The sequence below is a fragment of the Pseudomonas sp. B21-012 genome, assembly GCF_024749305.1.
In the GTDB taxonomy this organism is placed as follows: Bacteria; Pseudomonadota; Gammaproteobacteria; order Pseudomonadales; family Pseudomonadaceae; genus Aquipseudomonas.
The window spans coordinates 18,813-36,133 of the sequence record NZ_CP087197.1 but is presented as its reverse complement, the minus strand read 5'-3'; the positions used below and the strand labels follow the sequence as shown (position 1 = coordinate 36,133).

Genomic DNA, 17,321 nt, shown 5'->3' with positions numbered 1-17,321 from the left:
GTAAACTACTTGAAAATAGTCAGATCCAGCGGCCGCACCGCCCCCATCCAGATCGCATGATCACGATGATCGGCCAGCTCGTCACCAGTCAACGGATGCAGAAACACCACCAGCCCTTGGCGATATAACGCCAGCCAGGGCAGCACCACCCCCACCACTTCAGGCCCGAAGGCCAACTGGCAGCTCCAGTCCGGGTGCGGCCCGACCGGCTTCTGATGCATGCGCCCCATGGTCACCGGAAACAGCCGAGCGGCTTCTTCGCACAACTGGCGAGCCTGCTCCAGGGTGCTGGCGTCATAGTAGATATGCGCGTGATAGCCCTTGATCCTTTGCACGAAAACTCCTTAATCGCAACGAACCTGCGCCTGGCTACGCGGGTCAAACGATCACCCGTTGCCAATGGAGTGATCTGGTGAAAAATGCCGAAACCCCAGTGTTCAAACTGGTCCTGCTTGGAGGTTTGAGCAGCCTGGGCAGCGCCTTGATGGCCGAATTACTCAAGCGCCAGCATGAGGTGATCGCCGTGGTCGATGATCTCAATACCCTGGCACCGCGCCCCGGCCTGCACTTCAAGACCGGCGGCCTCGATACTGCCGATCAGGCCGAACAAAGCGTGGCCGGCGGCTCGGCGGTGGTCTGCCTGTTGCCAGCACTGGCGCCCGATGACTTTGCCACGCAACTGCGCATGAGCCAGGCGCTGATCGCCGGCATGTCCCGCACCACTATACGCCGGCTATTGCTGGTGGGCGATTTCACCGTACTGGAGCAAAGCGAGGGGCACAATCGGCAGCAACGGGCCTGCGCCGAACGGATCGTCGACCTGTTGCAGCGCAGCCCGCTGCACTGGACCCTGATCAACACCCCGCAGCAAGTTGCCGGCCTGGGCATCGAGCATTTTCACCAGACCCATGGCACCCTCGAGCCGGGCCTGGCCGAACCACTGCAACGCCTGGCCCGAGTGGCAGCGGCCATGGTCGATGCCCTGGAGCTCAAGCTGCACCACGGCGAGCATGTGAACTTTGTTTTCTGACGCGGCTTGCACCCGAGCGCCCGACATCGCACCCTGAACAGCTTCCGCCTGCAATAGAGAGTGCCATGGCCTGGCCTGACCGCCACCGACTGCTGCCGTTTCTCACCTGGTTGGCGCGCCAGACCGGGGCCAGCGTGCGTCGCGATCTGCTGGTGGGTCTGAGCGGGGCGATCCTGGCCCTGCCGCAATCAATCGCCTATGCCCTGATTGCCGGGCTGCCGGCCGAGTACGGGCTGTACGCAGCGATCGTACCGGTGATCATCGCCTGCCTGTGGGGCTCGTCCTGGCACCTGATCTGCGGGCCGACGGCGGCAATCTCGATTGTCCTCTATGCCAGCATCAGCCCCCTGGCAGTTGCGGGCAGCAGTGACTACATCACCCTGATCCTGCTGCTGACCTTCCTCGCCGGGGTGTTTCAGTGGTTGCTGGGGCTGCTGCGCTTCGGCGCGCTGGTCAATTTCGTCTCGCACTCGGTAGTGCTGGGTTTCACCCTCGGTGCTGCGCTGGTCATTGCCCTCGGGCAATTGCCCAACCTGATGGGTATCGACTTGCCCAGCCAGGCCACCGCCCTGAAGACCGTGCAAAACCTGCTGGCGCATGCCCCGGAGGTGGATTGGCCCTCGTTGTTGCTGGGGCTGGGTACGCTGCTGCTGGGTATTGCGTTGAAGCTGTTGCAGCCGCGCTGGCCGGGCCTGTTGATAACTCTGGCGGTGGCCAGCGTGCTGGTCTGGCTTCTCCCAGGTGTTTTCGGCCATGTGCAGTTGGTGCCCGGCTTCATCGGTCAGCTTCCACCGATAAGCCCCTTGCCGCTGCTGGACCTGGAGCTGATTTTGCGTCTGCTACCCAGCGCCGTGGCGGTCGGCATGCTTGGCCTGGTTACCAGCCTGTCGATTGCCCGCTCGCTGTCAGCACGCTCCGAGCAACTGATCGATGCCAACCAGGAAATCCGCGCCCAGGGCCTTTCAAACATGGTCGGGGGATTTTTCTCCGGCTACCTGTCATCCGGTTCCTTCACCCGCTCCGGGCTCAGCTATGAGGCCGGCGCCCGCTCGCCCCTGGCCGGGGTGTTTTCCGCCCTGTGGGTAACGTTGTTTGCAGTAGCAGGGGCGGGGCTGATCGCGCATATTCCGATCCCGGCCATGGCCGGCAGCATCCTGCTGATCTGCTGGGGCCTGGTCGATCATCGGGCGATCCGCGCGCTGTTTCGCGTCAGCCGTTCGGAATTCCTGGTGATGGCCCTAACGGCAGCAGCAACACTGTTGCTCGAGCTGCAAACGGCGATCTACGCCGGGGTGCTGGCGTCGCTGTTCTTTTACCTCAAACGCACCTCACGGCCACGGGTGCAGCAGTCCCGCGAAGGGGATGCCGACGTGTTGCGGGTGGGCGGGTCAATCTTCTTCGGCGCCAGCCACTACCTGCAGGTGCGCTTGCAGCGTTGCCCAGGGCCGCAGGTAGTGATCGATGCCCGGCAGATCAACTTCATCGATTATTCCGGGGTCGACATGCTTCATCGCGAAGCGCGCCGCCTGGGTCGTGCCGGCGGCAGCCTGACGCTGCGCCGGGCGCGGGCGCAAGTGATCGAGGAGTTGCACAAGCTGGAGGGGGCAGCGCACTGCCCGATCCGCTTCGAAGATTAGCCGCGCGCCAGTTGACGGCGCAGTTCGTCGAGCACCGGCGCGGTGTCGGGGCGCACGCCGCGCCAGATGTAGAACGCCTCGGCGGCCTGCTCGGCAAGCATACCCAAGCCATCGAGGACCTTGGCCGCCTTGTGCTCGCCGGCCCAACGGCAGAAAGGCGTAGGCTCCTTGCCATACATCATGTCGTAGCACACGGTCTTGCCGGGCTCGATCAGGCTGGCGGAAATCGGCGGCAGCTCGCCGGCAAGGCTCGCCGAGGTGGCGTTGATGATCAGGTCGACCGGCTCTTCAAGCCAATCGAAGCCGCTGGCAGCCACCGGCCCCAGGTCGGCGAATTCACGGGCCAGTTGCTCGGCTTTTTCCACCGTGCGGTTGGCGATTACCAGCGAAGCCGGTTTGTGCGCCAGCAATGGCTCCAGCACCCCGCGCACGGCACCGCCGGCGCCGAGCAACAGGATGCGCTTGCCAGTCAGTTGCACCCCGGCATTGACGGTAAGGTCGCGGACCAGGCCGGCGCCATCGGTGTTGTCGCCCTGCAAGGTGCCATCGGCGAGCTTGCTCAGGGTATTTACCGCCCCCGCGCGCTGGGCCCGTGGGGTCAGGCTATCGACCAGGCGATAGGCTTCTTCCTTGAACGGCACGGTGACGTTGGCACCCAGGCCCTGCTTGAAAAAGCCCTGGGCGCACATGCTGAAGTCATCCAGCGGCGCCAGCAGGGTGCTGTACTCCAGTTGCTGGCCGGTCTGGTCGGCGAACAGGCGATGGATCAGCGGCGACTTGCTGTGGCCGATCGGGTTGCCGAATACAACGTACTGGTCCATTCAGGCGGTTCCTGGGTCAAGGTCGGGCAGGGCCGGAAAGTTATCCACAACGGCTCAGTGGCTGGCCTTGGCCTCACCAAGCCAGTCACGGTCCTGCAGGAAATACTCGGTCAGGCGCGCTTCTTCGCTGCCTGGCGCGGCCTTCCAATCGTACCCCCAACGCACCTGCGGTGGCAGCGACATGAGGATCGATTCGGTACGTCCGCCCGATTGCAGGCCGAACAGCGTGCCACGATCGTAAACCAGGTTGAACTCAACATAACGGCCGCGTCGGTATTCCTGGAACTCACGCTGCTCGGCGCTATAGGGCTGGTCTTTACGGCGCTGGATGATTGGCAGGTAGGCCTCGACATAGGCATCGCCGATGGCGCGGATGAAAGCGAAGCAGGTGTCGAAGTCCCACTCGTTGAGGTCATCGAAGAACAGACCGCCGATGCCGCGAGGCTCGCCACGGTGCTTGAGGTGAAAATAACGGTCGCACCAGGCCTTGTAGCGCGGATAAACATCGGCACCGAACGGCGCACAGGCGCGCTCGGCGACCTGGTGCCAGTGCACGCAGTCTTCTTCGTTGCCGTAGTAGGGGGTCAGGTCGAAGCCGCCGCCAAACCACCAAACCGCTTCTTCGCCTTCTTTCTCGGCGATGAAAAACCGCACGTTAGCGTGGGAAGTCGGCACATGCGGGTTGTGCGGGTGGATCACCAGCGACACCCCCAGGGCTTCGAAACCGCGCCCGGCCAGTTCTGGTCGATGAGCACTGGCCGACGGCGGCAAACCGCTGCCGAATACGTGGGAGAAGTTCACCCCGCCTTTTTCGATGACCTTGCCGTCGCCGATCACCCGGGTCCGCCCGCCACCGCCGGCCTCACGCGTCCAGGCGTCCTCGACAAAGCGGGCGCCACCGTCTTCGTTTTCGAGGGCGGTGCAGATACGGTCTTGCAGGTCGAGCAGGTAGGCTTTCACGGCCTCGGTGCGGCTAGTCATCAGGTCACCTGGAAGCGGGCTAAGGCAAATTCGGCGCGTAGCATACCACCGGCGGCGGGCCGGCCGCAGTTGACGGCGATCAAGCAAAGGCGTCCGATAGGGGTTTTCCCGCTAGCTTCAGGAGAGTGCAGATGGCCAAGCGTATCCAGTTCAGCCAGCATGGCGGCCCCGAAGTCCTGACCCTGGTCGACTTCGAGCCGGCAGCGCCCGGCCCGCTGCAGGTTCGCGTGCGAAACCAGGCGATCGGCCTGAACTTCATCGACACCTACTTTCGCAGCGGCCTCTATGCTCCGCCGTCGCTGCCCTCCGGGCTGGGTACCGAAGGCGCCGGAGTGGTCGAGGCGGTAGGCGAGCAGGTCAGCCGGCTCAAGGTTGGCGATCGCGTCGCCTACGCCGGCGGCCCGCTCGGAGCCTACAGCGAAGTGCACGTGCTGCCCGAAGCCAATCTGGTCAAACTCCCCGACAGCATCAGCTTTGAGCAGGCGGCGGCGGTGATGCTCAAGGGCCTGACCGTGCAGTACCTGCTCAAGCAGACCTACGCAGTGCAGCCGGGCGAGACCATTTTGTTCCACGCCGCCGCCGGTGGCGTCGGTTCCCTGGCCTGCCAATGGGCCAAAGCCCTGGGCGCCAGGTTGATCGGTACTGTCAGTTCTGCCGAGAAAGCCGAGCGGGCCAAGGCCCTGGGCGCATGGGCAACCATCGACTACAGCCGGGAAGACGTCGCCCAGCGAGTGCTGGAGCTGACCGACGGCAAGAAATGCCCGGTGGTGTACGACGGCGTTGGCCAGGACACCTGGCTGACCTCACTGGACTGCCTGGCGCCGCGCGGGCTGATGGTCAGCTTCGGCAATGCCTCAGGGGCGGTGAGCGGGGTTAATCTGGGAATACTGGCGCAGAAGGGCTCGCTGTATGTCACCCGGCCAACCCTGGCCAGCTACGCCAACAACGCCGAGAACACCCAGGCCATGGCCGACGACCTGTTTGCGATGATCGCCAGCGGCAAGCTGGCTGTGGATATCCACCAGCGTTATCCACTGAGCGAGGCGGCCAAGGCGCAGAGCGAGCTGTCGGCGCGCAGGACAGTGGGGTCGACGGTGTTGCTGCCTTGAAACAGTGGTGAATTGATCGCGGGACAAGCCCGCTCCTACACAGTCGCTAGGAGCGGCGGTGCGGCGACCCGACTTGTCCCGCGATTGGCCTCAACCAGCCCGCACAACCTCACCGCTCGCCAAATCGCGAATCACACTCGGGTTACGCCGCCCGCCCAAAGCGCCACCGAGCACCAGGTCCAACTGTCCACGGAAGTACTGCTCGACGCGCAAGCGGGTCTTGGCTGCCGGGCGACCTTGCGGGTTGGCTGAAGTGGAAATCAGCGGGCCGACCAATGCACAAAGGTCACGTACCACCGGGTGATCGCTAACGCGCAACGCCACGGTGTCGTGCACCCCGGTTATCCACTCGGGCAGCAGGTTCTGATGTGGCACCAGCCAGGTGTTCGGCCCCGGCCAGGTGGCAGACATGCGGTCGAGCCAGGTTTCAGGGAAATCCTCGAAAAGGAAGTCGAACTGGCGGATATTGTCGGCGATCAGGATCAGACCCTTATCGACCGAACGCGACTTGATCGCCAGCAGGCGATCCACCGCCTCTTCGTTCCATGGGTCACAGCCCAGGCCCCAGACCGCCTCGGTCGGATAGGCAATCACCGCACCGGCCCGAATTTCACGCGCGGCTTGTTGCACACGCCAACTGCTCACCATTGTTTTCACTCCGCATAAAGGCAGATGAGCAGTGTACTTAGCCGGGCCGGGCAAACCAACGCCCGGCTTCACTACAGACCCTTCCAGCCAGTTCCAGCTCGGTCAGCGCCGCCAGCACCCGGGGCAACGGCCAGCCGCTGCTGCTGGCCAGGCCCTCGGTAGTTTGCGGTGCGGCCAGCAACAGATCGACCAGTTCATGGCCGGCAATGGCGTCCACCTGCAACGGCGGCAAGCGTTGCCAACCCTGCAGGGTTTCGACGATCTGATCGACAGTCTCCACCAGCAAGGCGCCGTCGCGAATCAACTGGTGACACCCCTTGGATCCCGGGTGATGAATCGAACCCGGAATGGCATATACCTCGCGGCCTTGCTCGGCCGCCAAACGCGCGGTGATCAGCGAGCCACTGGCAAGGCTCGCCTCGACCACCAATACACCCAGCGACAGGCCACTGATGATCCGGTTACGCCGGGGAAAGTTGCCCGCAACGGGCCCGGCATCCAGCGGAAACTCGGAGACCACCGCGCTACCTTGCTCGATCATCGCCGCCGCCAGCGCTCTGTGCCGCTGTGGATAAAGTTTTTGCAGCCCTGTGCCGAGCACGCCGATGGTCTGCCCGCCAGCGTCCAGGGCAGCCTGGTGCGCGGCGCCATCGACGCCCAGGGCCAGGCCGCTGGTAATGACAAAACCACCCCGAGCGAGGCTGCGCGAGAAGGCCGCAGCCGTATCGAGCGCCGGCCTCGATGCCCTGCGGCTGCCGACGATCGCCAGCTGGGGTTTTTCCAGAATCGCCGGGTTGCCGGCGATGAACAGCAGCGGCGGGGCGTCGCCCAGCTCCGCCAGCAAACCTGGATAGCCAGGGTCGTCCCACATCAGTAAATGCTGGTCGCGGGCCTCTAGCCAGCGCATTGCCGCGGCGGCGCCTTCGCGTACTTCAAGGCTGCGCCGGGCATCGCTGCTGTCTGCGGGTACGCCCAGCGTACGCCAGGCCGTGGCCGGCGCACTGAGCGCTGCCGAGGCATTGCCAAAGGCCTGGATCAATGTGTGAAAACGCCGCGGCCCTAGGGACGGCAGCAAGTGAAGGCGCAATCGCGCTTCGAGTTCGGCGGGAGAACACGCCGGCGATAAGGGTTGCGACATGACGATCATCCTTGATCGGAAAGCTTGGGCCAGCCGTGAACAAGCTGTGGATAACTCTGTTGATAATACTTTGACAACCGGTTGACGGATTTCCCTCGGCGGCATTCTTTCAGGCTTGGCGCCATGGGTGGAAAAGCACCCTGAAACCTTAGCTGACCTTTGCCAGGTGCCGAATGCGCCGAATCCCTTTATTATGTGTACTCATGTTTGTAATTCATCGCACAGTGCAGCTCATACGCTTATGGCCATTCTGAACATCCTCGAATTCCCGGACCCGCGCCTTCGCACCATCGCCAAGCCGGTGACCGAAGTCGACGACGGCGTTCGCCAGTTGATCGATGACATGTTTGAAACCATGTACGAAGCCCCTGGCATCGGCCTTGCCGCTACCCAGATCAACGTGCACAAGCGCATCGTGGTCATGGACCTGAGCGAAGATCGCAGCGAGCCACGGGTGTTCATCAACCCCGAGCTCGAGATGCTGACCGACGAAATGGACCAGTATCAGGAAGGCTGCCTGTCGGTGCCCGGCTTCTACGAGAACGTCGACCGCCCGGTGCGGGTCAAGGTCAAGGCGCTGGACCGCGACGGCAAGCCGTACGAGCTGATCGCCGAAGGCCTGCTGGCGGTGTGCATCCAGCACGAATGCGATCACCTCAACGGCAAGCTGTTCGTTGATTACCTGTCGACGCTCAAACGCGACCGGATCAAGAAGAAGCTGGAAAAACAGCATCGCCAGCAAGCTTGATCTGCTCTTCCCAAAGGCTTGCTCCGGCAAGCCTTTTTCTTTTAAAGCGAGAACTCCATGCGCATTGTCTTCGCAGGCACCCCAGAGTTTGCCGCCGAACACCTCAAGGCCCTGATCGCCAGCCCCTATGAAGTGGTAGCGGTCTACACCCAACCGGACCGTCCGGCCGGTCGTGGGCAAAAACTGATGCCCAGCGCGGTCAAGCAACTGGCTGTGGATAACGCCATTGCGGTGCTGCAACCAGCGACCCTGCGCAATGCCGAGGCCCAAGCGGAGCTGGCGGCGCTCAAGCCGGACCTGATGGTAGTGGTCGCCTATGGCCTGATCCTGCCCCAGGCGGTGCTGGATATTCCGCGCCTGGGCTGCATCAACAGCCACGCCTCGCTGCTGCCGCGCTGGCGTGGCGCCGCGCCGATCCAGCGCGCGGTCGAAGCCGGTGACAGCGAAAGCGGCGTCACCGTGATGCGCATGGAAGCGGGCCTGGACACCGGGCCAATGCTGCTCAAGGTCAACACCCCGATCAGCGCCAACGACACGGGTGGCAGCTTGCACGACCGCCTGGCCGAAATGGGCCCGCCGGCCGTGCTCGAAGCCGTTGCCGGTCTCGCCGCGGGCACCTTGCAGGGTGAAGTCCAGGACGACAGCCTGGCCACTTATGCACACAAGCTGAACAAGGACGAAGCGCGCCTGGACTGGAGCCGCCCGGCCGTTGAGCTGGAGCGCCTGATTCGCGCCTTCAACCCGTGGCCGATCTGCCACAGCACCCTCAACGGTGAAGCGCTTAAGGTGCTCGGCGCGAACTTATCCACAGGCTCCGGCAACCCGGGTGAAATGCTCTCTGCCAGCAAGGACGGCCTGATCGTCGCCTGCGGCGAGCAGGCGCTGTGCCTGACCCGCCTGCAATTACCGGGTGGCAAGGCGCTGAACTTCAGCGACCTGTTCAACAGCCGCCGCGAGAAATTCACCACCGGCACGGTGCTTGGCCAATGAATCCACGTCTGGCAGCCGCCCGCGCCCTGGCGGCAGTACTCAGTGGCAAGGCGTCGCTGAACAGCTCGCTGCCAAGCCAGCTGGACAAGGTCGAAGTGCGTGACCGTGGCCTGACCCAGGACCTGGCCTTCGGCACTGCGCGCTGGCAGCCACGGCTGTCGGCCCTGGCCGAACGCCTGCTGCAAAAACCGTTCAAGGCCGCCGATGCCGACGTCGAGGCGCTGCTGCTGGTCGGCCTGTACCAGTTGCTCTACACGCGCATCCCCGCCCACGCCGCCATCGGCGAGACCGTCGGCTGCGCCGACAAGCTGAAAAAGCCCTGGGCCAAGGGTTTGCTCAACGCCGTGCTGCGCCGTGCGCAACGCGAAAGCGGCGATATCTTCGCCGAGCTTGAGCGCGACCCGGTCGTGCGCACCGCGCACCCGCGCTGGCTGCAAAAGTCGCTCAAGGCGTTCTGGCCCGAGCAGTGGGAGGCCATCTGCGTCGCCAACAATGCCCACCCGCCGATGATCCTGCGGGTCAACCGACGCCATCACAGCCGCGATGCCTACCTCGAACTGCTGGGTGAAGCCGGCCTTGAAGCGGCGCCGTGCCAGTTCAGCGGCGACGGCATCTTGCTCGCTGAAGCCTGCGATGTACGTGGCCTGCCCGGTTTCGACCAGGGCTGGATCAGCGTCCAGGACGAAGCCGCACAACTGGCCGCCGACTTGCTCGACCTGGCCCCCGGCCAGCGCGTGCTCGACGCCTGCTGCGCCCCGGGCGGCAAGACCTGCCATCTGCTCGAAGCCCAGGCCGGGCTCGACGCCGTGGTCGCCATCGACCTGGAGGCCAAGCGCCTGACCCGCGTGCGCGAGAACCTCGATCGTCTCGGCCTCGACGCCCAGTTGATCGCCTGCGACGCCCGCGACACCGCCAGCTGGTGGGACGGCAAGGGCTTCCAGCGCATCCTGCTCGACGCGCCGTGCTCGGCCACCGGCGTAATCCGCCGCCATCCGGACATCAAGCTGACCCGCCAGGCCGATGACATTGCCGCCCTGGCCAGCCTGCAAGGCGAGCTGCTTGACGCCCTGTGGCCAACCCTTGAGGTCGGCGGCATCCTGCTTTACGCCACCTGCTCGACGCTGCCGACGGAAAACACCGAAGTGATCGAGGCCTTCCTCGCCCGCACTCCCGGCGCCCGTGAGCTGGACCTGGCGACCCAGGCCGGTATCCGCCAGCCCCATGGCCGCCAGTTGCTGGCCCAGGCAGGCGGACACGACGGCTTCTACTATGCCAAGCTGATCAAAATCGCCGCCGCGCGCGGATAACAAGAGAAAGGAACAGCGGATGAAGATCATCATCCTCGGCGCAGGGCAGGTCGGCGGCACGCTGGCTGAACACCTGGCCAGCGAAGCCAACGATATCACCGTGGTCGACACCGATGGCGACCGCCTGCGCGACCTCGGCGACCGCCTCGACATCCGTACCGTGCAGGGCCGCGCCTCCTTCCCGACCGTGCTGCGCCAGGCCGGCGCCGACGATGCCGACATGCTGGTGGCGGTCACCAACAGCGACGAGACCAACATGGTCGCCTGCCAGGTTGCCCATACCCTGTTCCACACCCCGACCAAGATCGCCCGGGTGCGCGAATCGGCCTACCTGACCCGCGCCGGGCTGTTCGACAACGACGCCATTCCGGTCGACGTGCTGATCAGCCCCGAGCAGGTGGTCACCCACTACATCAAGCGCCTGATCGAACACCCCGGCGCCCTGCAGGTGATCGACTTCGCCGAGGGCAAGGCCCAGCTGGTAGCCGTCAAGGCCTACTACGGCGGGCCGCTGGTGGGCCAGCAATTGCGCCAGATCCGCGCGCACATGCCCAATGTCGACACCCGCGTAGCGGCGATCTTCCGCCGCGACCGGCCGATCCTGCCGCAAGGCGACACGGTCATCGAAGCCGACGACGAAGTGTTTTTCATTGCCGCCAAGGCGCACATCCGCGCGGTGATGGGTGAGTTGCGGCGCATCGACGAAACCAACAAGCGCGTGGTCATCGCCGGCGGCGGGCAGATCGGCGAGCGCCTGGCCGAGGCTATCGAAAGCCGCTACCAGGTGAAAATCATCGAGATGAACCCGGCCCGTTGCCGGCACCTGTCCGACACCCTGGAAAGCACCGTGGTGTTGCAGGGCAGTGCCTCGGACCGCGACCTGATGCTTGAAGAGAACATCGCCGAAGCCGACATCTTCCTGGCCCTGACCAACGACGACGAAGCCAACATCATGTCCTCGCTGCTGGCCAAGCGCCTGGGCGCGCGCAAGGTGATGACCATCATCAACAACCCGGCCTACGTCGACCTGGTCCAGGGCGGCGAAATCGACATCGCCATCAGCCCGCAGCTGGCCACCATCGGCACCTTGCTGGCCCACGTGCGCCGCGGCGATATCGTCAGCGTGCACTCACTGCGCCGCGGTGCGGCCGAGGCCATCGAGGCGATCGCCCATGGCGACTCGAAGTCGAGCAAGGTAATCGGCAAGGCCATCGAAGACATCGCCCTGCCACCAGGCACCACCATCGGCGCAATCATCCGCGACGAAGAAGTGCTGATCGCCCATGACGACACGGTGATCGAAGCGGGCGACCACGTGATCCTCTTCGTTGTGGATAAAAAGTACATCCGTGACGTCGAGAAGCTCTTCCATGTAGGGTTGAGCTTCTTCTAAAGAGGGAGCTGGAATGCGCGAATCACTGGAAAAGATGCTGGCCAAGGGTGTGGATAACGCCCTGTTGCGCTTTGGCCTGGGCAAGGCCTGGCTCGATGAAGGCAACGGCGCCGAGGCGGCCGTGCATTTACAGCGCTGCGTCGAGCAGGACCCGAAGTATTCGGCGGCGTGGAAGCTGCTGGGCAAGGCGCATCAGCTCGAAGGTGACCTGGCAGCTGCGCGCAAGGCCTGGGAACAGGGGCTGGAAGCGGCTCGCGCGCACGGCGACAAGCAGGCAGAGAAAGAGATGACGGTGTTTCTGAAGAAGCTCGATAAGGCTGGTTGAGCCATCGCGGGGCAAGCCCGCTCCTACAGGGATTGTGGATAACTGTGGGAGCGGGCTTGCCCCGCGATAGGGCTTTCAATACCAGCGCGGCTCGCCCGGCGGGCGCTTCTTGAAGCGCTTCATGCTCCACATGTACTGACTCGGATACGCCCGCACATAGCGCTCGACTACCTGGCTCATGGCCGCCGCCGAGGTCTCGGTGTCTTCGCTGTACATCGCCTCGGGCGCGGCTTCCAGGATGACCTTGAAGCCCGAGCCATCCGGCAGGCGCAAGGCATGCAGGAACACCCCGACCGCCTTGCCGCCAGCGAGCATGTTCGGCACGAACTTGCTGGTCAGCGCCTTGGTGGCGAAGAACGGCACGAAGATACCCGCCGACTCGGCCGGCTCCGGGTCGGCCGGTATGCCCACCTGACCGCCTTTGCGCACTTCCTTGATGATGCTCAGGATGCCTTCCTTGGTCGACGCCGCGACGCGGTTGCCCAATTGCACGCGCTGTTCGCGCAGCAGGTCATCGACCGCCTTGAGCTTGGGCGGGCGGTAGAAAATGATCGGTTTGCACTGGCTGCAATAGAAGTGGTTGAGCACTTCCCAATTGCCCAGGTGGCTGGTGATGCCAACCACGCCCTTGCCCGAGGCCAGGGCCGCCTCAAGCACTTCCAGGCCTTCGACCTCGCGCACCAGGTCGAGCGAACGCTGGGCCGGCCAGATCCAGGCGCAGGCGCTTTCGGTAAAGGACTTGCCGATGTCCATCAGGGTCCGGCCCACCAGTTGCTCACGGGCAACCGGGTCCATTTCCGGGAAGCATTTGGCCAGGTTGATGCGCACCACGTTGCGCGAACTGTTCGGCACCTTCCACATGATCCAGCCGATGGCCGCGCCGACCCGCTGTACCGCGCCCCAAGGGAGCTTGGCAAACAACCGCAACGCCCCGACCATCAAGGCGCCCTTGAATTTATCCACAGGCTGGTTCCTCTTTCTGCAAGCCGGCCATTGTAACCCTCAGCGCAGCAGAGCGGCGTAGCGATCACAATCGGTGGTGTGGTCCATGACCATGCCGGTGGCCTGCATGAAGGCATAGCAAATGGTCGGTCCGACAAAGGTGAAGCCAGCTTTCTGCAGCGCCTTGCTCATTGCCTTGGCCTCGTCGGTGACCGCCGGCACCTCGCTGCGCTGGACGAAATGATTGATCTTCGGCGCGCCGCCGACGAACGACCAGAGCCATTGCCCGGGGTTTTCCAGCGCCAGCCAGGCCCGCGCATTGCGCCGCGCGGCGTTGAGCTTGAGGCGGTTACGGATGATGCCCGGATCAAGCATGCGCTCTTCAATTTCGTCGTCGCTCATCTGCGCCAGACGCTCTGGGTCGAAGCCGAACAGCACCTGGCGGTAGCGTTCGCGCTTTTTCAGCACGGTAATCCACGACAACCCGGCCTGGAAGCCTTCGAGCAGGAGCATCTCGAACAGCTGGCGCGGATCGCGCTGCGGCGTGCCCCATTCCTGGTCGTGGTACGCCTGGTAAAGCGGATCGTCGGTACACCAAAAGCAACGTGGCATAAGGCTCCAAGGGTAGAGGCCTGCGCGAATCGGGTTATACTCCCGCTCTTTATATTCGCAGCCCTAGAAACAGGTGAATTTCGTGAGCCAGCCTACGCCAGCCGTGCGTACCTTCCAAGACTTGATCCTCGCCCTGCAGAACTACTGGGCCGAGCAAGGTTGTGTGGTGCTTCAGCCCTACGATATGGAAGTAGGCGCCGGCACTTTCCATACTGCCACGTTCCTGCGCGCCATCGGCCCGGAAACCTGGAACGCCGCCTATGTGCAGCCTAGCCGTCGTCCGGCGGATGGCCGTTATGGCGAAAACCCGAACCGCCTGCAGCACTACTATCAGTTCCAGGTGGTCCTCAAGCCGAACCCGGCGAACTTCCAGGAACTGTACCTGGGCTCGCTGAAAGCCATCGGCCTCGACCCACTGGTGCACGACATCCGTTTCGTCGAAGACAACTGGGAATCGCCGACCCTCGGCGCCTGGGGTCTGGGTTGGGAAATCTGGCTCAACGGCATGGAAGTCACGCAGTTCACCTACTTCCAGCAAGTGGGCGGCATCGAATGCTTCCCGGTCACTGGTGAAATCACCTACGGCCTGGAGCGCCTGGCCATGTACCTGCAAGGCGTAGATTCGGTCTACGACCTGATCTGGACCGACGGACCGTTCGGCACGGTGACCTACGGCGACGTGTTCCACCAGAACGAAGTGGAGCAGTCGACCTACAACTTCGAGCACGCCAACGTCGAGAAGCTGTTCGAACTGTTCGACTTCTACGAAAGCGAAGCCAACCGCCTGATCGAGCTGGAACTGCCGCTGCCGACCTATGAAATGGTCCTCAAGGCCTCGCACACCTTCAACCTGCTCGATGCCCGTCGCGCCATCTCGGTGACCGAGCGTCAGCGTTACATCCTGCGCGTACGGACCCTGGCCCGGGCCGTGGCCCAGAGCTACCTGCAAGCCCGCGCCAAGCTGGGCTTCCCGATGGCGTCCCCTGAATTGCGTGATGAAGTGTTGGCTAAGCTGGAGGCTGCACAATGAGTGCTCAAGATTTCCTGGTTGAACTGGGCACCGAAGAACTGCCACCCAAGGCCCTGAGCAGCCTCGGTGACGCTTTCCTTGCCGGTATCGAGAAAGGCCTGCAGGCCGCTGGCCTGAACTACACCGACAAGCAGGTGTTCGCCGCGCCGCGCCGCCTGGCCGTACTCATCCGCAACCTCGACACCCAGCAGCCGGACCGCAGCGTCAACCTCGACGGCCCGCCGCGTCAGGCCGCCTTCGACGCTGACGGCAACCCGACCCAGGCCGCCCTGGGTTTTGCCAAGAAGTGCGGTGTAGAGCTGTCGGATATCGACCAGAGCGGCGCCAAGCTGCGCTTCTCCCAGCACATTCCGGGCAAGGCCACCGCCAGCCTGCTGCCAACCATCGTCGAAGACTCGCTCAACGACCTGCCGATCCCCAAGCGCATGCGCTGGGGTGCGCGCAAGGAAGAGTTCGTGCGTCCAACCCAGTGGCTGGTGATGCTGCTCGGTGACGAGGTGGTCGACTGCACCTTGCTGGCGCAGAAAGCCGGTCGCGAATCCCGTGGCCACCGCTTCCACCACCCGGAAAACGTGCGCATCAGCGCCCCGGCCAATTACCAGGAAGACCTGCGCAAGGCCTACGTGCTGGCCGATTTTGCCGAGCGCCGCGAGCTGATCAGCAAGCGTACCGCCGAACTCGCCCTGCAGCAGGAAGGCAGCGCCATCGTGCCGCCAGCCCTGCTCGATGAAGTGACCGCCCTGGTTGAATGGCCTGTGCCGCTGGTGTGCTCGTTCGAAGAGCGCTTCCTGGAAGTGCCGCAAGAAGCGCTGATCACCACCATGCAGGACAACCAGAAGTACTTCTGCCTGCTGGATGCCGACGGCAAGCTGCTGCCGCGCTTCATCACCGTGGCCAACGTCGAGAGCCGCGATCCGAAGCAGATCGTCGAAGGCAACGAGAAGGTCGTGCGCCCGCGCCTGACCGACGCCGAGTTCTTCTTCAAGCAAGACAAGAAGCAGCCGCTGGAAAGCTTCAACGAGCGCCTGCAGAACGTGGTGTTCCAGGCCCAGCTGGGCAGCGTCTTCGACAAGGCCGAGCGGGTTGCCAAACTGGCCGCCTTCATCGCCCAGCGCATCGGCGGCGACGCCCAGCGCGCGGCGCGTGCAGGTTTGCTGTCGAAGTGCGACCTGGCCACCGAGATGGTCGGTGAATTCCCTGAAATGCAGGGTGTTGCCGGTTACTACTACGCCCTCAACGACGGCGAGCCGCAAGACGTCGCCCTGGCCCTGAACGAGCAATACATGCCGCGCGGTGCCGGTGCCGAACTGCCGTCGACCCTGACCGGCGCGGCCGTGGCGATTGCCGACAAGCTCGACACCCTGGTCGGTATCTTCGGTATCGGCATGCTCCCGACCGGTAGCAAAGACCCCTATGCCCTGCGTCGTGCAGCGCTGGGCGTACTGCGCATCCTGATCGAGAAGCAGCTGGACCTGGACCTGAACGAAGCGGTGAACTTCGCCGTCAGCCAGTTTGGTGCCAAGGTCAAGGCTGCGGGCCTGGCCGAGCAGGTGCTGGAATTCGTCTTCGATCGTCTGCGTGCCCGTTACGAAGACGAAGGCATTGACGTTGCCACCTACCTGTCGGTGCGTGCCCTCAAGCCAGGCTCGGCCCTGGACTTCGACCAGCGCGTGCAGGCCGTACAGGCCTTCCGCCAGCTGCCGGAAGCCGCTGCCCTGGCCGCGGTGAACAAGCGCGTGTCGAACCTTCTTAGCAAGGCCGAAGGCGCTGTCGCCACCACGGTCGAGCCGAAGTACTTCGACAACGCCAACGAGTTCTCCCTGTACTCGGCGATCCAGCAAGCCGACCAGGCCGTTCAGCCAATGGCTGCGGCGCGCCAGTACAGCGAATCGCTGGCACGCCTGGCCGCTTTGCGTGAACCGGTCGACGCCTTCTTCGAGGCGGTGATGGTCAATGCCGACGACGCCAATGTCCGCGCCAACCGTTATGCCCTGCTCAGCCGCCTGCGCGGTCTGTTCCTGGGCGTGGCCGACATTTCGCTGCTGGGGTAAGTCTTGAAGCTGCTGATTCTCGATCGGGACGGGGTGATCAACCAGGACTCCGACGCCTACATCAAGTCGCTGGACGAGTGGATTCCGATCCCGGGTTCGATCGAAGCGATTGCGCAGTTGAGCAAAGCCGGCTGGACGGTGGCGGTTGCCACCAACCAGTCCGGCATTGCCCGTGGCTACTACGACCTGCCGACCCTCGAGGCCATGCACGGGCAATTGCGCACGCTGGTGGCCGAGCAGGGCGGCGAGGTCGGGCTGATCGTCTATTGCCCGCACGGGCCCGATGAGGGCTGCGCCTGCCGCAAACCCAAGCCGGGCATGCTCACCACCATTGCCGCGCACTACGGCGTGAATCTGACCGGCGTGTGGTTTGTCGGTGATAGTAAGGGTGACCTGGAAGCCGCTTTGGCCGTCGATGCTCAACCAGTTCTGGTAAAAACCGGAAAAGGCGAGAAGACCCTGAGCAAGGGAATTCCAGAAAACACGCTGATTTTCGATGATCTGGCAGCCATCGCCAGAGAACTTATCCACAAATAGCGCGTCTGCATAACAGGCGCAC

The 17,321-nt window shown here is 63.8% G+C and carries 18 protein-coding genes; 11 read left to right on the top strand and 7 right to left on the bottom strand.

Going from position 1 to position 17,321, the window contains the following annotated elements; all coding sequences use genetic code 11:
- Positions 1–5: 5 nt before the first annotated feature.
- Complete coding sequence (locus LOY37_RS00160) at positions 6–335, bottom strand: DOPA 4,5-dioxygenase family protein (RefSeq protein WP_045200742.1); 330 nt, start codon at positions 333–335, stop codon at positions 6–8.
- Positions 336–412: 77 nt separating this feature from the next.
- Here LOY37_RS00160 and LOY37_RS00155 point away from each other — a divergent pair, with 77 nt between their 5' ends.
- A complete protein-coding gene (locus LOY37_RS00155) occupies positions 413–1,030 on the top strand; it encodes an NAD(P)-dependent oxidoreductase (RefSeq protein ID WP_045200745.1) in 618 nt (205 codons plus the stop codon).
- Between the two features lie 65 nt (positions 1,031–1,095).
- Positions 1,096–2,667, top strand: a complete 1,572-nt coding sequence (locus tag LOY37_RS00150; protein WP_258716098.1) for a SulP family inorganic anion transporter — start codon at positions 1,096–1,098, stop codon at positions 2,665–2,667.
- Here the strand turns inward: LOY37_RS00150 and aroE are convergent.
- Complete coding sequence (gene aroE, locus LOY37_RS00145; RefSeq protein ID WP_258716097.1) at positions 2,664–3,488, bottom strand: shikimate dehydrogenase; 825 nt, start codon at positions 3,486–3,488, stop codon at positions 2,664–2,666. The two genes, LOY37_RS00150 and aroE, sit on opposite strands and share 4 nt — an antisense overlap.
- Positions 3,489–3,542: 54 nt before the next feature.
- Complete coding sequence (hemF, locus tag LOY37_RS00140) at positions 3,543–4,469, bottom strand: oxygen-dependent coproporphyrinogen oxidase (RefSeq protein WP_045200751.1); 927 nt, start codon at positions 4,467–4,469, stop codon at positions 3,543–3,545.
- A 131-nt stretch (positions 4,470–4,600) separates the two neighbouring features.
- Here hemF and LOY37_RS00135 point away from each other — a divergent pair, with 131 nt between their 5' ends.
- Positions 4,601–5,578: an NADPH:quinone reductase gene (locus LOY37_RS00135; protein ID WP_258716096.1), complete on the top strand. Its 978-nt coding sequence runs from the start codon at positions 4,601–4,603 to the stop codon at positions 5,576–5,578.
- 90 nt (positions 5,579–5,668) lie between these two features.
- On the opposite strand, the gene LOY37_RS00130 is transcribed toward LOY37_RS00135, so the two are convergent.
- Positions 5,669–6,226 (bottom strand): L-threonylcarbamoyladenylate synthase, encoded by a 558-nt coding sequence (locus tag LOY37_RS00130; protein WP_045200754.1) that lies wholly within the window; start codon positions 6,224–6,226, stop codon positions 5,669–5,671.
- 37 nt (positions 6,227–6,263) lie between these two features.
- On the bottom strand, positions 6,264–7,364 hold the full coding sequence (gene dprA / locus LOY37_RS00125) for a DNA-processing protein DprA (protein WP_258716095.1): 1,101 nt from the start codon (positions 7,362–7,364) through the stop codon (positions 6,264–6,266).
- A 241-nt stretch (positions 7,365–7,605) separates the two neighbouring features.
- Here dprA and def point away from each other — a divergent pair, with 241 nt between their 5' ends.
- Genes def through LOY37_RS00100 form a run of 5 tightly spaced genes read left to right on the top strand, consistent with a single transcriptional unit; the run spans position 7,606 to position 12,127 of the window.
- Entirely contained in the window at positions 7,606–8,112 is a 507-nt protein-coding gene (gene def / locus LOY37_RS00120) for a peptide deformylase (RefSeq protein ID WP_038605133.1), read from the top strand.
- Between the two features lie 57 nt (positions 8,113–8,169).
- Positions 8,170–9,102 (top strand): methionyl-tRNA formyltransferase, encoded by a 933-nt coding sequence (fmt, locus tag LOY37_RS00115; protein ID WP_258716094.1) that lies wholly within the window; start codon positions 8,170–8,172, stop codon positions 9,100–9,102.
- Positions 9,099–10,409, top strand: a complete 1,311-nt coding sequence (rsmB, locus tag LOY37_RS00110; protein ID WP_258716093.1) for a 16S rRNA (cytosine(967)-C(5))-methyltransferase RsmB — start codon at positions 9,099–9,101, stop codon at positions 10,407–10,409. Before fmt ends, rsmB begins: the two co-directional genes overlap by 4 nt.
- Positions 10,410–10,428: 19 nt before the next feature.
- Complete coding sequence (gene trkA, locus LOY37_RS00105; RefSeq protein WP_010222685.1) at positions 10,429–11,802, top strand: Trk system potassium transporter TrkA; 1,374 nt, start codon at positions 10,429–10,431, stop codon at positions 11,800–11,802.
- A gap of 13 nt (positions 11,803–11,815) precedes the next feature.
- The gene (locus tag LOY37_RS00100) at positions 11,816–12,127 is read left to right on the top strand and encodes a tetratricopeptide repeat protein (protein ID WP_213602828.1); all 312 of its coding nucleotides are present in this window, start codon (positions 11,816–11,818) and stop codon (positions 12,125–12,127) included.
- Between the two features lie 75 nt (positions 12,128–12,202).
- Here LOY37_RS00100 and LOY37_RS00095 read toward each other — a convergent pair whose 3' ends face one another.
- A complete protein-coding gene (locus tag LOY37_RS00095) occupies positions 12,203–13,090 on the bottom strand; it encodes a lysophospholipid acyltransferase (protein WP_093377718.1) in 888 nt (295 codons plus the stop codon).
- A gap of 39 nt (positions 13,091–13,129) precedes the next feature.
- On the bottom strand, positions 13,130–13,681 hold the full coding sequence (locus LOY37_RS00090; RefSeq protein WP_045199362.1) for a DNA-3-methyladenine glycosylase I: 552 nt from the start codon (positions 13,679–13,681) through the stop codon (positions 13,130–13,132).
- Positions 13,682–13,763: 82 nt separating this feature from the next.
- Between LOY37_RS00090 and glyQ the strand changes: the two genes are divergently transcribed.
- Genes glyQ through gmhB form a run of 3 tightly spaced genes read left to right on the top strand, consistent with a single transcriptional unit; the run spans position 13,764 to position 17,299 of the window.
- The gene (glyQ, locus tag LOY37_RS00085) at positions 13,764–14,711 is read left to right on the top strand and encodes a glycine--tRNA ligase subunit alpha (protein WP_045199646.1); all 948 of its coding nucleotides are present in this window, start codon (positions 13,764–13,766) and stop codon (positions 14,709–14,711) included.
- On the top strand, positions 14,708–16,762 hold the full coding sequence (gene glyS / locus LOY37_RS00080; protein ID WP_045199365.1) for a glycine--tRNA ligase subunit beta: 2,055 nt from the start codon (positions 14,708–14,710) through the stop codon (positions 16,760–16,762). The genes glyQ and glyS overlap by 4 nt, the downstream gene beginning before the upstream one ends.
- Positions 16,763–16,765: 3 nt before the next feature.
- Positions 16,766–17,299 (top strand): D-glycero-beta-D-manno-heptose 1,7-bisphosphate 7-phosphatase, encoded by a 534-nt coding sequence (gmhB, locus tag LOY37_RS00075; RefSeq protein ID WP_045199367.1) that lies wholly within the window; start codon positions 16,766–16,768, stop codon positions 17,297–17,299.
- Positions 17,300–17,321 lie beyond the last annotated feature (22 nt).

What these genes read in the sequence shown, in the direction of transcription:
- hemF (WP_045200751.1), bottom strand. Translation starts at nt 4,469, where the DNA reads ATGACTAGCCGCACCGAGGCCGTGAAAGCCTACCTGCTCGACCTGCAA.
- trkA (WP_010222685.1), top strand. Translation starts at nt 10,429, where the DNA reads ATGAAGATCATCATCCTCGGCGCAGGGCAGGTCGGCGGCACGCTGGCT.
- aroE (WP_258716097.1), bottom strand. Translation starts at nt 3,488, where the DNA reads ATGGACCAGTACGTTGTATTCGGCAACCCGATCGGCCACAGCAAGTCG.
- dprA (WP_258716095.1), bottom strand. Translation starts at nt 7,364, where the DNA reads ATGTCGCAACCCTTATCGCCGGCGTGTTCTCCCGCCGAACTCGAAGCG.
- LOY37_RS00150 (WP_258716098.1), top strand. Translation starts at nt 1,096, where the DNA reads ATGGCCTGGCCTGACCGCCACCGACTGCTGCCGTTTCTCACCTGGTTG.
- def (WP_038605133.1), top strand. Translation starts at nt 7,606, where the DNA reads ATGGCCATTCTGAACATCCTCGAATTCCCGGACCCGCGCCTTCGCACC.
- glyS (WP_045199365.1), top strand. Translation starts at nt 14,708, where the DNA reads ATGAGTGCTCAAGATTTCCTGGTTGAACTGGGCACCGAAGAACTGCCA.
- rsmB (WP_258716093.1), top strand. Translation starts at nt 9,099, where the DNA reads ATGAATCCACGTCTGGCAGCCGCCCGCGCCCTGGCGGCAGTACTCAGT.
- fmt (WP_258716094.1), top strand. Translation starts at nt 8,170, where the DNA reads ATGCGCATTGTCTTCGCAGGCACCCCAGAGTTTGCCGCCGAACACCTC.
- LOY37_RS00090 (WP_045199362.1), bottom strand. Translation starts at nt 13,681, where the DNA reads ATGCCACGTTGCTTTTGGTGTACCGACGATCCGCTTTACCAGGCGTAC.
- LOY37_RS00100 (WP_213602828.1), top strand. Translation starts at nt 11,816, where the DNA reads ATGCGCGAATCACTGGAAAAGATGCTGGCCAAGGGTGTGGATAACGCC.
- LOY37_RS00135 (WP_258716096.1), top strand. Translation starts at nt 4,601, where the DNA reads ATGGCCAAGCGTATCCAGTTCAGCCAGCATGGCGGCCCCGAAGTCCTG.
- LOY37_RS00130 (WP_045200754.1), bottom strand. Translation starts at nt 6,226, where the DNA reads ATGGTGAGCAGTTGGCGTGTGCAACAAGCCGCGCGTGAAATTCGGGCC.